Annotated in this window: 16 protein-coding genes; 1 reads left to right on the top strand and 15 read right to left on the bottom strand. The window is 69.3% G+C overall.

What is annotated here, in order from left to right; genetic code table 11:
* Window positions 1-70: 70 nt before the first annotated feature.
* The 11 genes from dprA to NDR87_RS10380 all read right to left on the bottom strand — a co-directional run bounded on the left by dprA (window position 71) and on the right by NDR87_RS10380 (window position 12,476).
* A complete protein-coding gene (dprA, locus tag NDR87_RS10430) occupies window positions 71-1,243 on the bottom strand; it encodes a DNA-processing protein DprA (RefSeq protein WP_251910963.1) in 1,173 nt (390 codons plus the stop codon).
* 385 nt (window positions 1,244-1,628) lie between these two features.
* The gene (locus NDR87_RS10425; RefSeq protein WP_251910962.1) at window positions 1,629-3,137 is read right to left on the bottom strand and encodes a YifB family Mg chelatase-like AAA ATPase; all 1,509 of its coding nucleotides are present in this window, start codon (window positions 3,135-3,137) and stop codon (window positions 1,629-1,631) included.
* Window positions 3,137-3,493: a YraN family protein gene (locus tag NDR87_RS10420; protein WP_251910961.1), complete on the bottom strand. Its 357-nt coding sequence runs from the start codon at window positions 3,491-3,493 to the stop codon at window positions 3,137-3,139. Before NDR87_RS10420 ends, NDR87_RS10425 begins: the two co-directional genes overlap by 1 nt.
* A 96-nt stretch (window positions 3,494-3,589) precedes the next feature.
* Window positions 3,590-3,895 (bottom strand): DUF2469 domain-containing protein, encoded by a 306-nt coding sequence (locus NDR87_RS10415; RefSeq protein WP_011210678.1) that lies wholly within the window; start codon window positions 3,893-3,895, stop codon window positions 3,590-3,592.
* 44 nt (window positions 3,896-3,939) lie between these two features.
* Window positions 3,940-4,674, bottom strand: a complete 735-nt coding sequence (locus tag NDR87_RS10410) for a ribonuclease HII (RefSeq protein WP_308212081.1) — start codon at window positions 4,672-4,674, stop codon at window positions 3,940-3,942.
* Window positions 4,675-4,791: 117 nt separating this feature from the next.
* A complete protein-coding gene (lepB, locus tag NDR87_RS10405; protein ID WP_372494129.1) occupies window positions 4,792-5,583 on the bottom strand; it encodes a signal peptidase I in 792 nt (263 codons plus the stop codon).
* Between the two features lie 136 nt (window positions 5,584-5,719).
* The gene (gene rplS / locus NDR87_RS10400) at window positions 5,720-6,061 is read right to left on the bottom strand and encodes a 50S ribosomal protein L19 (protein ID WP_251910960.1); all 342 of its coding nucleotides are present in this window, start codon (window positions 6,059-6,061) and stop codon (window positions 5,720-5,722) included.
* Window positions 6,062-6,224: 163 nt separating this feature from the next.
* Complete coding sequence (locus tag NDR87_RS10395) at window positions 6,225-7,886, bottom strand: alpha-keto acid decarboxylase family protein (protein ID WP_251910959.1); 1,662 nt, start codon at window positions 7,884-7,886, stop codon at window positions 6,225-6,227.
* 18 nt (window positions 7,887-7,904) lie between these two features.
* A complete protein-coding gene (locus tag NDR87_RS10390) occupies window positions 7,905-8,774 on the bottom strand; it encodes a hypothetical protein (protein WP_251910958.1) in 870 nt (289 codons plus the stop codon).
* A gap of 284 nt (window positions 8,775-9,058) precedes the next feature.
* Window positions 9,059-11,368, bottom strand: coding sequence for a Tex family protein (locus tag NDR87_RS10385; RefSeq protein WP_251911825.1), 2,310 nt, complete (start codon window positions 11,366-11,368; stop codon window positions 9,059-9,061).
* Between the two features lie 166 nt (window positions 11,369-11,534).
* Window positions 11,535-12,476, bottom strand: a complete 942-nt coding sequence (locus tag NDR87_RS10380) for a TetR/AcrR family transcriptional regulator C-terminal domain-containing protein (RefSeq protein WP_251910957.1) — start codon at window positions 12,474-12,476, stop codon at window positions 11,535-11,537.
* Between the two features lie 123 nt (window positions 12,477-12,599).
* Between NDR87_RS10380 and NDR87_RS10375 the strand changes: the two genes are divergently transcribed.
* Window positions 12,600-13,322: a DUF2306 domain-containing protein gene (locus NDR87_RS10375; RefSeq protein ID WP_251910956.1), complete on the top strand. Its 723-nt coding sequence runs from the start codon at window positions 12,600-12,602 to the stop codon at window positions 13,320-13,322.
* Window positions 13,323-13,341: 19 nt separating this feature from the next.
* Here the strand turns inward: NDR87_RS10375 and trmD are convergent, their stop codons facing one another.
* Genes trmD through rpsP form a run of 4 tightly spaced genes read right to left on the bottom strand, consistent with a single transcriptional unit; the run spans window position 13,342 to window position 15,255 of the window.
* Window positions 13,342-14,025, bottom strand: a complete 684-nt coding sequence (trmD, locus tag NDR87_RS10370; protein WP_251911824.1) for a tRNA (guanosine(37)-N1)-methyltransferase TrmD — start codon at window positions 14,023-14,025, stop codon at window positions 13,342-13,344.
* A 22-nt stretch (window positions 14,026-14,047) separates the two neighbouring features.
* Window positions 14,048-14,572, bottom strand: a complete 525-nt coding sequence (gene rimM / locus NDR87_RS10365; RefSeq protein ID WP_251910955.1) for a ribosome maturation factor RimM — start codon at window positions 14,570-14,572, stop codon at window positions 14,048-14,050.
* Window positions 14,573-14,815: an RNA-binding protein gene (locus tag NDR87_RS10360; protein ID WP_062511633.1), complete on the bottom strand. Its 243-nt coding sequence runs from the start codon at window positions 14,813-14,815 to the stop codon at window positions 14,573-14,575.
* Window positions 14,815-15,255: a 30S ribosomal protein S16 gene (gene rpsP, locus NDR87_RS10355; RefSeq protein ID WP_251910954.1), complete on the bottom strand. Its 441-nt coding sequence runs from the start codon at window positions 15,253-15,255 to the stop codon at window positions 14,815-14,817. Before rpsP ends, NDR87_RS10360 begins: the two co-directional genes overlap by 1 nt.
* Window positions 15,256-15,544: the final 289 nt, after the last annotated feature.

Raw genomic sequence — 15,544 nt, 5'->3', positions numbered from 1 at the left:
GCAGGTGGAAGAAGAACATGTCGGAATCGTACCGCGCCGTCCACCTCGTAACCGTCCGGGGCGTGCGGGCTCATAGCGCTGTCCTCGCCACCCGGAACCACCCGGTGGCGTCGCAGCCGACCAGGCCCGCGAGTTCCAGGGCCGGAAGGGCCGCGCGGACGGCCGCGAGGGACAGGCCCAATTGGGCGGCCAGGTCGCCGGGCCGCCGGGAACCGATCTTCGGCAGCGCCGCGTAGACGAGAGCCTCATCGCCGCGGAGGTTCTCGTCGTCGGACCGGGCCGCGGGGACCGGCAGATGCAGCGGGCCCGCCTCGTCCAGGACCTCCTCCGCCCGCGTGACCAGCAGGGCCTCACCCTCGCGGATCATGCGGTGGCAGCCGACCGAGGAGGGTGCGGTCACCGGGCCCGGCACCGCCAGCGCGGGGCGGCCGATGCGGCGCGCCCATTTCACCGTGTTGCGCGCGCCGCTGCGCAGACCCGCCTCGACGACCAGGACGCCGTCGGCGAGTGACGCCACGAGGCGATTACGCGCCAGGAAGTGGTGTTTGTGCGCGACGGCACCCGGCGGGTATTCGCTGATCACCAGGCCGGTTTCGGCTATTTCCGCCAGTAGCCGGTGGTGCTGGGCGGGATAGGGACGATCCACCCCACAGGCCAGGACGGCGATGGTGACGCCGCCGATCGCGAGTGCGGTTCGATGCGCCGCACCGTCGATGCCGAACGCCGCACCGGACACGATGGTCCAGCCGCGGGCCGCCAGCTCGGCGACGATCTCGGCGGTCACCCGTTCGCCGTAACCGCTGCTGCACCGGGCACCCACCACCGCCAGCGCCCGCTCGGTGGACGTCACCAGCGACAACGGCCCCCGCACCCACAACACCAGCGGCACAGCCGCATCCGCGTCCCGCCCCGGATCCAACTGGCCGAGGCCGAGCATCCGCCAGGCGGGCCATTCGGCATCGTCGGGCGTCACCACGCGACCGCCCAGGCGGGTGATCAGGTCGAGATCCCGTTCCGCGCGGCATATTCCGCGTCGCTTCTCGGTCGGCCCACGCAACGACTCCGGCAATTCGCATTCGCGCACCGCCCGCGCCGCCTCCACCACGCCCACCTGCTCGATCAGCGCCGACAGCGCGGCACACGGCCCCTGCACCACGCGGGACAGATACACCCACGCCAGTCGGCGCTCATCCGCGTCGAGCCGCACCACATCCGCTGTGCGCCCGAAGATTCCGACGCCCATATCACTTACCCTCCCCTCCTCGCCGACGCTCATCGCTCCCCCTTCGAGTCGTTCCAGCCCGCGTGCATTCGATACTTCGGCTACGGCATCGCGTCGCCGTCGCGTATCTCCGCTTCCACCGCTCCATAAGCCGCCCGCGGTCGGTCCACGGGTTCAACCCCGGCGGTCGCTGCCGTACTCGCCCGAGCCCGACCATCCCGCGACGACGCGACAGACCAGCCCCGAGTGGGCGATTCCTGGTCGGAGAAGGCATCATCGACCCTCCCCCAACGACGAGACGACCCGGGATCCGCCCACCCCACAACGCGCATGCGCCCCACCCGCCGGAGCAACGCGACGGCCTCGGCCGCCCACCACAGGCGCAACCGCCGCTCATCGCCGGACCTCACAACGCACCCCGCTGGCGAAAATTCAACGCCTGCATGACATCCTGCGCACTCGGCACCTCCGCGCCGCGTAGATCACAGATCGTCCACGCGACGCGGATCGCGCGATCCGCCCCGCGGGCCGACATCCGGCCCTGGCGAAGCGCGTTCTCCACCGGGGCGAGCGATTCGCGCGGCAACCGGAAGCGTTGGCGCAGTACATGTCCGGGCACCTCGGCATTGGTGGTCCAACCGTATTCCCGCCAGCGCCGCGCCGCCGCCTGCCGCGCGACGGTGACTCTGCCGCGCACCGTTTCGCTGCTCTCGGCCTCGGTCGCGGCGAAGGCACCCGCCGCCTGGCCGTACATCTGAACCCAGATATCGATGCGATCCATCAGCGGTCCGGACAGTTTGCCCAGATATCTGCGCCGGGCCAGTGGCGCGCAGATGCAGTCGACATCGCGGGCCGGGGCGCACGGACACGGATTGGCGGCCAGGATCAATTGGAAGCGGGCCGGATACCGCGCCACCCCGTCGCGGCGGGCGATGCGAACCTCGCCCTCCTCCAACGGCGTTCGCAACGCCTCCAACACCTTCGTGCCGATCTCGGCGCATTCGTCGAGGAACAGCACACCGCGATGAGCCCGGCTCACCGCACCCGGGCGGGCCGAACCGGAACCGCCGCCGACGATGGCGGTGACCGAGGTCGAATGGTGCGGCGCCACGAAGGGTGGGGAGGTGATCAACGGGTGGTCGTTGGGCAGTGTCCCGGCCACCGAGTGAATCGCCGTCACCTCCAGCGCGTCGCGTTCGGTCAGCGGCGGCAGCAGGCCCGGAAGACGCTGCGCCAGCATGGTTTTGCCGATGCCCGGCGGTCCGGTGAGCAACAGGTGGTGCCCGCCCGCGGCGGCGACCTCCAGTGCCCAGCGCGCCTCGTCCTGCCCGACCACCTCGCTGAGGTCGCCGCAGGTGCGGTCCACCGGTGGGAGCAGGCCGTCGGGGGCGCGCAACTCGCCCTCGCCGCGCAGCCAGTCGATCAGCGCCCGCAGCGTATCGGCGCCCAGCACCCGGATGCCGGCCACCAACCCGGCCTCGGCCAGACCCGCGCCGGGAACCACGACCGTCGGGCGGCCCGCGGCGCGGGCGGCCAGCACGGCGGGCAGGATGCCGCGTACCCGCCGCACCCGCCCGTCCAGCGCCAGTTCGCCGAGCAGCACGGTCCCGACCAGCCGCTCCGAGGGAATCGCGTCACCGGCGTCCAGTACGGCCGCGGCCAGCGCCAGGTCGTAGACGCTGCCCACCTTGGGCAGGGTCGCCGGGGACAGGGCCAGGATCACCCGGCCGTCGGGCCATTTCTCCCCGGAATTGGTGACCGCCGCCCGGACCCGGTCGCGCGATTCCTGCAGCGTGGTGTCGGGCAGGCCAACCAGATGCACCGAGGGCAGGCCCTGGCCGATATCGGCCTCGATCTCGACCAGCTGGCCCTCCACGCCGGTCACCGCCACCGAATACGCCCGTCCGAGCGCCATCAGAACACCGCCTCGAGGTGTTCGACCACGGCCGGGCGGTCGGGCAGCACCAGCACCGACACCACGTCGAAGCGGATGCGCCGCCGCGGTCCGGGATGTTCGGCCAGCCACAGCAGGGCCAGGCGTCTGATCCGCTGCTGTTTGGCTCGGGTCACGGCCTCGGCGGGCCGTCCGAACGACAGTCCGGTGCGGGTCTTCACCTCCACGAACGCGGTCACCGCCGCGTCACGGGCGATCAGATCCAGCTCACCGTAGCGGCAACGCCAATTTCGATCGACGATCCGCATTCCGGCGGCACGCAGATGCCGCGCCGCCAGTCTCTCCCCGAATGCGCCCAGCGCCAGCTTGTCTGCCACCCGCCCAGCATGACTCGGACGGCTACTCGGTCCGGGGGGCCGACCTGGGGAAACAGAAAGGCTGTGGATAACCGGGGGGCTGTGGACAAGTCCGGCCTACTCGGGCAGCCGCAGATCCGGTTTCTCCAGCTCCTCGATGTTCACATCCTTGAACGTGATGACCCGGACGTGTTTGACGAACCGGGCGGGGCGGTACATGTCCCATACCCAGGCGTCGGACATGCGCACCTCGAAATACACCTCACCGTCGGCGTTCTGCGGTCGCAGTTCGACGGAATTGGCGAGGTAGAAGCGGCGCTCGGTCTCCACCACGTACGAGAACTGACCGACGATGTCCTTGTACTCGCGATACAGCGAGAGCTCCATCTCGGTTTCGTACTTCTCGAGGTCCTCGGCACTCATCGGGTGGGACGTCCTCCTTCTCGCCACTTATGCGGATATTGACATCATCTCGCATGCGCGGCATCGGCAGCCACTCGCGTCCCATCCGGCATGTCCGGCTCGATCTCCACCGGATCCAGCGCATCGGTCAGCCGGACATTGCGCCACGAGCGGCGATGTTCACTACTGGGGCCGAGCTCCTTCAGCGCGGCCATGTGTTCGGGTGTGTTGTAACCCTTGTGGGCGGCGAATCCATACCCGGGCAGGCGTTGGTCCAGCTCGACCATCAGGCGGTCGCGGGTCACCTTCGCCAGGATGCTGGCCGCGGCGATGCAGGCCGCCGCCGCGTCGCCGCCGATCACCGGCAGCGACGGCACCGGAATGCCGGGCACCCGGAAGCCGTCGGTGAGCACATATCCGGGCACGAGGTCCAGGCCCATCACCGCGCGACGCATGCCCTCGATATTGGCGACGTGGATGCCGATCCGGTCGATCTCCCAGGCGGGAATGACCACGACCTTCCAGGCCAGCGCCCGGCGCTGGATGATCGGGAACAGCCGCTCCCGGGTCGCCTCGGTCAGCTTCTTGGAGTCGTCGAGATCGGCCAGCGAATCGTAGGCCTTGGGGGCGAGCAGACACGAGGCCACCACGAGCGGACCGGCGCAGCAACCGCGCCCGGCCTCGTCCACCCCGGCGACCGGCCCCAGACCGCTGCGGATCAGCGCCGCCTCGAGCGTGCGCAGCCCGCCCGCCTTGCGCATCACCACGCGCGGCGGCCAATCCCCGCCGCGGACAGTGATGGACCGAATTACTCTGCCGCCCTTACCGTTCCGAGCGACGCGCTGCTGATTGCGCCCCACTGCACCCACCGTTCGATTATGCCGTGCCGATGTGTTCGCCTCGCGCGGGCCCGCGGCCTACTGCGGGTTCTGCGAGCGGATCGGACCGATGCGGTTGGGCGGCCAGATCTTGAACACCGCCTTGCCGCGCACATCGCTCACCGGCACGGTGCCCTGGTATTGGTCCTCCATGTGGGCACGCGAGTCGGCCGAACGGTTGCGGTTGTCGCCCATCACCCAGAGGTTGCCCTCGGGAACCTTGACCGGACCGAACTCCCGGCCCCGGCCGCCGGAGTTGGCATAGGGCAAGCCGGGCTCGTAGGGCAGCACATAGCGGGCGTACGGCTCGTCCAGCGGCTTGCCGTCCACCATCACCCGGCCCTGCGCGTCACAACACTGCACGGTCTGACCGCCGGTCGCGATGACCCGCTTGACCAGGTCGTTCTCGTCCGGGGGCACGAGGCCGAAGAAGGAGAAGAAGTTCTGGATGCCCCGCTTGACGGTATTGGTCGAGCGGTTGGAGTGGTAGAGCCGGTTCCAGGAGTCGGTGGGGCCGACGAAGACCACCACGTCACCGGGCTTGGGATCGCCGAAGTCGTAGCTGAGCTTCTCGACGTAGATGCGATCGCCGGTACAACCGGCGCAGCCGTGCAGGGTCGTTTCCATCGACTCCGACGGGATCACATACGGGCGGCCGATGAAGTTGACCACCAGCGCCGCGATCACCGCCGCGATGACGATCAGGATCGGGAGTTCCTGCCAGAACGGACGATTCTTCTTCTCTCGTCCGCGCCGCCGCTTCGGCGAGGGGTCGCCCGCGCGTTCGTCGCCTGGTTCCGGCACCGTCACCGACTCACTCTCCTCTGCCACGCCGAACAGACTAGCCCAGCGCACCCCGGGTGGGCGTGCCTCGGGCTGAGCGTATGCCATGAAAACCGCACGGTCGCATCCGGATGAAACAAAAGACCCCCGGCCGGGCCGGGGGTCTTGCGGTCGAGGCTGCCGCTCAGCGCTTTTCCTTGATCTTGGCGGCCTTGCCGCGCAGATCGCGCAGGTAGTACAGCTTGGCCCGACGGACATCGCCGCGGGTCACGACATCGATGTGGTCGATGTTGGGGCTGTGCACCGGGAAGGTGCGCTCGACGCCGACACCGAAGGAGACCTTGCGGACCGTAAAGGTCTCGCGGATGCCGCCACCCTGACGCCGGATGACGACGCCCTTGAAGACCTGGATGCGCTCCTTGTTACCTTCGATGACCTTCACGTGCACGTTGATCGTGTCGCCGGGTCGGAAGTCCGGGACATCGCTGCGCAGCGACTTTTCGTCGACGAAGTCGAGGGTGTTCATTTCCGTCCTTTGGAAGTTCGCGTGAACAGAGGAACCTGGCGGCGTCCAGCTCTACCGGTTCGTGCTCCGGATACGGTCGGTGCGCCGGACCTCGACGGCCCAGGGCAACCCGGTTATTGTGCCAGATCGCGCGACCGCACCGTTAATCGGGTCCGCCGCGCGCTCAGGACCGCGAATTCGCCGCGGTGATCGCCGCCGACACCTCGGTCATGAAGGGCGGATAGTCCACGGTATCGGTGCACACCTCGAGCAGCACGAGCCGATCCCGGGCCGCCGCGGCGGCACTCAGGCAATCACGCAGCTCGCCCACCGTACGCGCGCGTAGCACCGATACCGCCTCCGGATCGGCGCCGAAGGCGTACGGCAGGGTGTCCCAGCGCCAGGGTGCGATGTCGTTGTAGGGGGCGCGCTCCCCGTGGATCGCCCGCTCGACGGCGTAACCGTTGTTGTTGACCAGCACGATGACGCCGGGCACCCGCTCGCGAATCCAGACACCGAGCTCCTGAATGGTCAGCTGCGCCGCGCCGTCGCCGATCACCAGCACGGGACGGCGGTCGGGACAGGCCAGCCCCGCGCCGAGGGCCGCGGGCAGGGTGTAGCCGATCGAACCCCACAGCGGCTGGCCGAGGAAGGTGATGCCCGCGGGCATCCGCAGGGTGGCCAGGCCGAAGAAGGCCGTGCCCTGATCGGCGACCACGATGTTGTTGTCACCCAGGGCGTCCGCGACCAGCGGCCACAGGGCGGCCTGGGTCAGCGGGCCGTCGGCCGGTGGTTGCGGTGCGGCGGCGTCGCCGCCCGCGGTGGCCTCGGCGGGCGCGAATTCCGCGGCGATGTCGGTGAGGATCCGCAGGGCCGTGGCCAGCGACAGGGGCGCGTACGCGTCGACCCCGCCGATGACGGTGCGATCGGCCCCGATATCGATGGTGCGCCGCGGATCCACACGCTGGCTGAATCCGGCGGTGATGGTGTCGGTGAACTGCACGCCGACGGTCACCAGACGCTCGGCCTCCTCGACGGCGTCGCGGACGACCGGATCGGAGGCGGCGCCGGAATAGACGCCCAGGAAGTTGGGCGCGGACTCGTCGACGAGGGTCTTGCCCCAGGCCAGCGTGGCATGCGGCAGATTCGCGCCGCTCACCAGCTTGCGCAGCTGCTCGGTGGCGCCGACGCGGTCGACGAATACGTCGGCCAGCACGGTCACCCGCTTGCCGCCCAGGAATTCGCGCGCCGCCTGCTCGAAGGCCGCCCGCGCGCCGGGGCTGGAGAAGTCGGCAGGCGGGGCCAGCGGGGTGCTCGGCGGTTCCACCTCGACCTGCGCCACATCGGTGGCGAGCATGAGGTAGCCGGGCCGCCGGTGCACTCGCACCGCGCGCAGCACGCGATCGATCTCGGCGCAGGCGTCGGCCGCGCCCAGATCGGCCTGGGCACAGGTGATCTCGGCGGCGATCCGGCGGAAGTGGTGGAAATCGCCGTCGCCGAGGGTGTGGTGGATGACGCGGTGGTTGGCCTGGATGTCCTTGGCGGGGACGCCGACGATGTGCACCACGGGCACGCGTTCGGCATAACTGCCCGCGATCGCGTTGGCCGCGCTCAGCTCACCGACGCCGTAGGTGGTCACGACCGCGCCGATGCCGCGCAGTCGCGCGTACCCGTCGGCCGAGTATCCGGCATTGAGTTCGTTCGCGCCGCCGACCCACCGCACACCCTCGTGGGCGACGATGTGATCGAGGAAGCGGAGGTTGAAATCGCCCGGGACACCGAAGATTTCGGTGACGCCCAGTTCGTGCAACCGATCGAGCAGATAGTCCCCGACTACATAGGCCATGCTTCCACAGTGGCACGTCTAGGGAGTGCCAGCAACGTGTCTGCTACCACGGTTTGGGTGCGGCGGCGCGGGGGCAGGAACCACTGTCCTGGCCAATTCCTCCTCGGCGGCGCGACGGACGTGCGCAACGTCCGGTTTGCCCGCTATCAGGTCTTGGACGAATATCTTGGCGCGAATCACAGGTCTGCGATAGCGGCGTTCCCGGCGGATCGCGCGCTGCATGAGCCGCGAGCGGCCCGCGTACCGCCAGCGCGCCCAGGGCGCTCCCGGGCGACTCAGCCGCAACGCGCCAACAATCAGCAACGGCAGGAAGAACATTCCGAACAGGCCTGTCCAAATCTTGCCCTTGGCGATGACGATCGCGGCCAGACCCAGGTTCACGACGGCGAACAGGCTGACGAGCACGCGCGCCGGCGCGCTGTCGTCGTGGCGGATGTCGTTGATGTCGAGCAGCCACAGCGGATGGAATCCGAGCAGCAGCAGCCCGGTCACCGCGAGCGCGACGAACACCGCGTCGACCGAGGTCCGGCCCTGCTCCTCCCAGTAGACGTCGCGCAGATAGTAGATCAGCGCGAATTCGTCGAGCACCAGCGCCGCCCCGACCCCGAACGCCGCGGCCAGCGCACTGACCGTCCCCACACTGCTCTGATACATCGTGACCAGCCCGATCCCCGACACCAGGACCAGCACGACCCCGAACACCATGTGGTGGATGTGCACATCCCCCGCCCGCAGATTGCCCGGCCACCACCGCACCTGCTTGCGAATCAACCGCACGCTGAGCCGAATCAGCAGAAATCCCACGATGAATCCGAGCAGAAAGCACATCAGCGGCAGCCGCCCCGCGGCCAGCACGGAATCATCGAACCACCGCCGTAGATCCGCCATACTCCAGTCGTCTCCGCCTGTCGGGTGTCACGATCGGTCCGCCTGCCACATTGTGCAGCACCCACCCGACCATCGCCCGAACCTCAGCCGTCGAATGGGTGCTGCAACCCGACGCTACCGAAGACTCCCGTGGTGCCCGGCTCGCCACGACTCCGTCGGGCCCGAGCACGGTCACGCCCGAACACCGCCGCGGCCCCGAACCGGCTCGCTCCGTTGATGTTTCGTCCACCGGTACGACCTCGGCCGCCCGGAGGATCCGGGCGGCCGATCGGGCGAGTGGGTGGCTAGCGGCCGAAGCCCGCGCGACGCAGGGCGTCCGCCATCGAGCCGGTGGGTTCGGGGGCGTTGCGGCGCTGATTGCCACCGCGATTCTGGTTGTGACGCTGCTGCCTCTGGGGGCGCTGGCGCTGATTGCCGCCGCCGCGCTGGCCGCGGTTGTCGGTGCGGTCGGGCTTGCCGCCAGCGCCGGGCTCGTCGTCCAGGCGCAGGGACAGGCCGATGCGCTGGCGGGCCACGTCGACCTCGAGGACCTTGACCTTCACCACGTCGCCGGACTTGACGACCTCGCGGGGGTCGCGGACGAAGTTGTGCGACATGGCCGAGACATGGACCAGGCCGTCCTGGTGGACGCCGATGTCGACGAATGCGCCGAAGGCGGCGACGTTGGTGACCACACCCTCGAGGACCATGCCGGGCTTCAGGTCGGCGACCTTCTCGATGCCCGCGGCGAATTCGGCGGTCTTGAACTCCGGGCGCGGGTCGCGGCCGGGCTTCTCCAGCTCGGCGATGATGTCGGTGACGGTCGGGACACCGAACTTCTCGTCGGTGAACTTGTCCGGGCGCAGCGAGCGCAGCACCGAGGTGTTGCCGATGAGTTCGAGCACCCCGCGCCCGGTGTCGTCGAGGATGCGCCGGACCACCGGATACGCCTCGGGATGCACCGCCGAGCTGTCGAGCGGATCGTCGCCGCCGCGGATGCGCAGGAAGCCCGCGCACTGCTCGAATGCCTTGGGCCCCAGTCGCGGCACGCTCAGCAGCGCGGTGCGGCTGCGGAACGGCCCGTTCTGATCGCGATGCGCCACAATGGATTCCGCGACCGAGGCGGAGATGCCCGACACCCGCGACAGCAGCGGCACCGAGGCGGTGTTCACATCCACGCCGACCGCGTTCACCGCGTCCTCGACCACCGCGCCGAGCGAGCGGGCCAGCAGCGTCTCGGATACGTCGTGCTGATACTGGCCGACGCCGATGGACTTCGGATCGATCTTCACCAGCTCGGCCAGCGGGTCCTGCAGGCGGCGGGCGATCGACACCGCGCCACGCAGCGATACGTCCAGCTCCGGCAGTTCGGCCGAGGCATAGGCCGAGGCCGAGTACACCGACGCGCCCGCCTCCGAAACAACGATCTTGGTGGGCTTGTTCTCCGGAATCCGCGAGATCAGCTCGGCGGCAAGGGCGTCGGTCTCGCGCGAGGCGGTGCCGTTGCCGATGGCGATGAGCTCGACGTTGAACCTGGCGACCAGGGCGGCCAGCACCGCCAGCGACTTCTCGGTCTGGCCCTGCGGCTTGTGCGGGTAGATGGTCTCGGTGGCGACCACCTTGCCGGTGCCGTCGACGACGGCGACCTTGACGCCGGTGCGGTAGCCCGGGTCCAGGCCCATGGTCGTGCGCGTCCCGGCGGGCGCGGCCAGCAGCAGATCGCGCAGGTTGGCGGCGAAGACGTCGACCGCGTCCTTCTCGGCGGACTGCCGCAGCCGCATCCGGACATCGATGCCAAGGCTCACCTGTAGCTTGGTCCGCCAGGCCCAGCGCACGGTGTCCAGCAGCCAGGAATCGGCCGGGCGGCCCTGATCGGCGATGCCGAACTTCAGCGCGATGCGGCCCTCGTAGATGGTCCGCTCCCCCGGCTCGGGCTCCTCGGCATCCGGCTCGAGGTGCAGGGTGAGGACCTCCTCCTTCTCACCGCGCAGCAGGGCCAGGATGCGATGCGAGGGCAGTTTGGTGAAGGGCTCGCTGAATTCGAAGTAGTCGGCGAATTTCGCACCCGCCTCCTCCTTGCCCGCGCGCACCCGGGAGGTGATCTGCCCCCGGTTCCACATCAGCTCGCGCAGCTCGCCGACCAGGTCGGCATCCTCGGCGAAGCGCTCCACCAGGATCGCGCGGGCGCCATCGAGCTGTTCGGCGCTGTACTGGGCCGGATCGGTGGTCGGATCGTTGATCAGCGCATCGGCCACCGGCTCGTGCCCGGCCTCGCGCGCGATCTGGGCCTTGGTGCGGCGCTTGGGCTTATAGGGCAGGTAGATGTCCTCGAGCCGGGCCTTGGTCTCGGCGAGCATGATCTGCTGTTCCAGCGCGGCGTCCAATTTGCCCTGGCCGCGGATGGATTCGAGGATCGACGCCCGACGCTCGTCCAGTTCGCGCAGATAGTGCAGCCGCTCCTCCAGCTGCCGCAACTGCGCGTCGTCGAGTCCGCCGGTGACCTCCTTGCGGTAGCGCGCGATGAACGGCACCGTCGACCCGCCGTCGAGCAGTTCGACGGCGGCGCGGACCTGCTCGTCGCGCACGCTCAGCTCGTCGGCGATGCGACGGCTCACGCTGGCTGGGCGGACGGTTCCGGCGTTCGGCGCGGAACCAGCGGCTGCGGTGCTGACGGGTTCGGAGGCTGTCGTCACGCCCGCAGACACTACAGAGTTCCCCCGACAATCCGGCAAGGTGTCGCGTCGAAGCGGAACGGCCGCAGCCGCTTCGACGGCCGCCGGATCAGCGACGGCCCAGGTAGGCGGCGAGACCGTCGAGCTGGCGGCGCAGGCCGAATTCGAACATCGCGTCCATGTCGCGCAGTTCGTCGAGCTCGACCTCCAATTCGGTGACCAGCGGGAACCGGCCCGAGCCGAAAATCGCGTCGACGGCCGACGCATCGGAGGAGCGCCGGAATCCGTCGGGCTCGCCGAGCGATCGGCTCTCGGTGGCCCAGCTGACGGCGATGCCGGTGACATAGCCCGCGAGCGTGATCATCGCTCGGGCCACCACGATCGGCTCGAGGCCGAGCGCGCGCGTGCCGACCAGCGACCACTCCACCTGGGCGATGGCATGCGGCAGCAGCGGCGGATCGGCCAGCGACGCAACCAGTCCGGCAACCCACGGATGGCGGCGGTACATGCGCCAGCGTTGCCGCGCGAGCAACTCCAGCCGGTCGAGCCAGTCCGTTGGGCCGGGTTCGGGCAACGGCTCCTCGCCGAAGACGGCATCGGCCATCAGGGCCGACAGCTCCTCCTTGTTCCCCACGTAGCGGTACAGGGCCATGGCGCCGACGCCGAGTTCGGCGCCGATCCGGCGCATCGAGACCGCCCGCAGTCCCTCGGCGTCGGCGATGGCGATTCCGGTGCGCACGATGGCATCTCGATGCGGCCGCGGATCCGACGCCGCGGACCAGGCGGGGCGCACCGGGCGCGGACCGGGCCGGGCGGGTGGGCGCGGCCGGACCACGGTTCCGACTCCGGCCACCGGCTCGACCAGGCCGTCGCGCCGCAGCAGCGACAGGGCCTTGGTGGCGGTCGCCATCGCCACGCCGTAGCGACGGGTGAGCTGCCGGGTGGACGGGACCGGGTCGCCGGGTTGCAGACTGCCGGTCTCGATGCGGTGGCGGATCTCGGCGGCGATTCGCTGATACGGCGGTTCGAGCGGATGGCCGGGAATCTCCATATCCGCATTGTGCCTCAGGGTGCACTAGGGCGCTAGTGCACCAATTAATGGGCACTGAGCTCGATAAGTCCCATGATTGGGATACGTCGTAGCCGGAAATACGACGTAGACGAAAGGCTCCTCATGACCGATACCGCGACTTCGCCCGCGTCCTCACCGACTCGTCCCCCGACACCCGATCCGCGCCGCGAGAGATGGTGGCGGCGACCGTGGGTGGTGCCGCTGGGGTTCGTCGTCTTCGCCTTCCTCGCCTTCTCCGTGCCGCCCTATTTGACCTTCGATCCCGATCGCGCCCGCGTCCCCGCACCGCCCGACTTCGCGCCGCACTATCCCCTGCTGGTCGCGCACGTGTTGTTCGGATCGGTCGCGATGGTCACCTGCTGCCTGCAGGTCTGGCCGTGGTTCCGGCAGCGCCGTCCCCGCGCGCATCGCATCTCCGGACGGATCTATGTATTCGGCGGGGTCCTGCCTGCCGGGGTGAGCGCCCTGGGCATCGGGGCCTTCTCGCCGTTCGGCCCGGTCGCGCGGGTCAGCAATGTGATGCTCGCACTGCTGTGGCTGACCTGCACGGTGATCGGATTCCGGATGGCCCGCCGACGCCGCTACGCCGATCATCGGCGCTGGATGATCCGTAGTTTCGCGCTCACCCTCTCGATCATCGGCAATCGCCTGTGGGGTGCGATCGTGCTGATCGTGCTGAGCACCGCGGATCCGGCCCTGCCCCAGGAACGCCTCACCGAGGTCACCGCGGGGATCGGTACCTGGCTCGGATGGACGATCGCGCTGCTGGTAGCCGAGTGGTGGGTCGTCGAACGCGGCCGCGGCGCCCGGCGACGCGTTGCGTGACAGGCGCTTTCGGTGCGAATTACTCCGGCGGCAACAGGTCCGGGCGGCGCTCGCGGGTGCGGGCCAGGGACTGTTCGCGACGCCAGGCCTCGATCTTGGCGTGGTTGCCGGACAGCAGGATTTCGGGGACGTCCAGGCCGCGCCAGCTCACCGGGCGGGTGTAGCTGGGGCCTTCCAGCAGGCCGTCGGAGAACGAATCCTGTTGGTGCGACTGCTGATTGCCCAGGACGCCCGGGATGAGGCGGACGACGGCCTCGGCGATCACCAGCACCGCGGCCTCGCCGCCGATGAGGACGTAGTCGCCGATGCTGACCTCTTCCACGCGCACGCGCCGGCCAGCGTCGTCGAAGACGCGCTGATCGATGCCCTCGTAACGGCCGCAGGCGAAGACCAGGTGCTTCTCGCTGGCCCAGCGCCGGGCGGTGGCCTGGGTGAACGGCACGCCCGCGGGGGTGGGCACGACCAGTAGTGCGTCGTCGGGGCACACCTCGTCGAGCGCATCGCCCCAGACGGTCGGCTTCATGACCATGCCGGGGCCGCCGCCGTAGGGTGCGTCGTCCACGGCCTGATGCACATCGTGGGTCCAGCGGCGCAGATTGTGCACGCCCAGCTCGACGATGCCCCTATCGATCGCCTTGCCCAGCAACGCCGTTCGCAGCGGTTCGAGGTATTCGGGGAAGATCGTGATCACATCGATCCGCAACGAGGAATCGGTGGTCATCGCCTCACTCCTCGTCGAGCAGGCCCTCGGGCGGATCGATGACGATCAGGCCCTCGGCGATCGATACGGTCGGCACGATCGCGGTCACGAACGGGATGAGAATCTCCCGGCCGTCCTCGGCGGCGCGCACCGAAAGCAGTTCTCCCGCGGCCGAGTGCAGCACCTCGGTGACCTCGCCGACCACGGTGCCGTCGCCGAGTTTCACGGTCAGGCCCTCGAGTTCGTGGTCGTAGAACTCGTCGGGATCGGCCGATGGCGGCAGTTCGGCGGTGTCGACCAGAAAGACGGTGCCGCGCAGGGCATCGGCCGCGGTGCGGTCCGAAATGCCTTGCAGCCGTACGAGAAGCCGACCCGAGTGCTCCCGGGCCGACTCCACCGTGTACTGCTGTGTCGCCGTCGAGCGGGCCGCGCGCCCGCGCAGCACGGCACCGGGCGCGAATCTCAACTCGGGCTCGTCGGTGCGCACCTCGACGACGAGTTCGCCGCGCACACCATGGGATTTGGCGACCCGCCCGACGACCAGTTCCATTTACTGGTCGGTGTCGACCACGTCGACCCGGATGCCCCGGCCACCGATACCGGCGACGAGGGTGCGCAGCGCGGTCGCGGTGCGGCCGCCGCGACCGATCACCTTGCCCAGATCGTCCGGGTGCACGTGCACCTCGACGGTACGCCCGCGCCGGCTGGTGATCAGCTCGACGCGGACGTCATCGGGATTGGCGACGATGCCGCGAACCAGGTGCTCGACGGCATCGGCGACGACGGCGCTCATTACTCCGCAGCCTGGGTCTCGGCCGGAGCCTCGGCGGCCTCATCGGCCTTCTTGGCGGCCTTCTTCTTCGGGGTGACCGCCTCGGCCACCGGCTCGTTGTCGGCGGCGGCCAGCGCGGCGTTGAACAGGTCCAGCTTGGAGGGCTTGGCCGCCTTGACCTTCAGGGTGCCCTCGGCGCCCGGCAGACCCTTGAACTTCTGCCAGTCGCCGGTGATCTCCAGCAGGCGCTTGACCGGCTCGGTCGGCTGCGCGCCGACGCCCAGCCAGTACTGCACGCGCTCGGAATCGACCTCGATCAGCGAGGGCTCTTCCTTCGGGTGGTACTTGCCGATGTTCTCGATGGCCCGGCCGTCGCGGCGGGTCCGCGCGTCGGCGACGACGATGCGGTACTGCGGGTTGCGAATCTTGCCGAGCCGGGTGAGCTTGATCTTGACAGCCATGTGCTGCTGATACCTTTCGGTGATTGTGGTCACGGTCGCAATTCAGCGACCCGCACGGCGTGCGGGCCCGGTTTTGCGTCAGGTGCGGTGACCGCCGCGCGGTACGGAACCGGAGACGGGCTGACACCGTCCTCGACGAGGACGATCGACCATTCTGCCAGATGGGGGCCGGTCCGAAGAAATCGGGCCTCGGTCACCGCAGGGTCGCGGTCGCCACCTCGACCGGGATCGGCGCGGGAGGCGGGACCACCTCACCGGCCTCCGCGTAGACCAGCTGCCGGTATCGGGT

It is taken from the genome of Nocardia sp. CDC159 (assembly GCF_023740735.1).
Taxonomy (GTDB): Bacteria; Actinomycetota; Actinomycetes; order Mycobacteriales; family Mycobacteriaceae; genus Nocardia; species Nocardia pulmonis.
The sequence above is the reverse complement of the archived record's forward strand: the minus strand, read 5'-3'. Positions and strand labels throughout refer to the sequence as shown.

Excerpts from the sequence above, each read along its gene's own strand:
- dprA (WP_251910963.1), bottom strand. The coding sequence starts at position 1,243 with ATGGGCGTCGGAATCTTCGGGCGCACAGCGGATGTGGTGCGGCTCGAC.
- NDR87_RS10425 (WP_251910962.1), bottom strand. The coding sequence starts at position 3,137 with ATGGCGCTCGGACGGGCGTATTCGGTGGCGGTGACCGGCGTGGAGGGC.
- NDR87_RS10415 (WP_011210678.1), bottom strand. The coding sequence starts at position 3,895 with ATGAGTGCCGAGGACCTCGAGAAGTACGAAACCGAGATGGAGCTCTCG.
- rplS (WP_251910960.1), bottom strand. The coding sequence starts at position 6,061 with ATGAACACCCTCGACTTCGTCGACGAAAAGTCGCTGCGCAGCGATGTC.
- NDR87_RS10395 (WP_251910959.1), bottom strand. The coding sequence starts at position 7,886 with ATGGCCTATGTAGTCGGGGACTATCTGCTCGATCGGTTGCACGAACTG.
- NDR87_RS10390 (WP_251910958.1), bottom strand. The coding sequence starts at position 8,774 with ATGGCGGATCTACGGCGGTGGTTCGATGATTCCGTGCTGGCCGCGGGG.
- NDR87_RS10380 (WP_251910957.1), bottom strand. The coding sequence starts at position 12,476 with ATGGAGATTCCCGGCCATCCGCTCGAACCGCCGTATCAGCGAATCGCC.
- NDR87_RS10375 (WP_251910956.1), top strand. The coding sequence starts at position 12,600 with ATGACCGATACCGCGACTTCGCCCGCGTCCTCACCGACTCGTCCCCCG.
- rimM (WP_251910955.1), bottom strand. The coding sequence starts at position 14,572 with ATGGAACTGGTCGTCGGGCGGGTCGCCAAATCCCATGGTGTGCGCGGC.
- NDR87_RS10360 (WP_062511633.1), bottom strand. The coding sequence starts at position 14,815 with ATGAGCGCCGTCGTCGCCGATGCCGTCGAGCACCTGGTTCGCGGCATC.
- rpsP (WP_251910954.1), bottom strand. The coding sequence starts at position 15,255 with ATGGCTGTCAAGATCAAGCTCACCCGGCTCGGCAAGATTCGCAACCCG.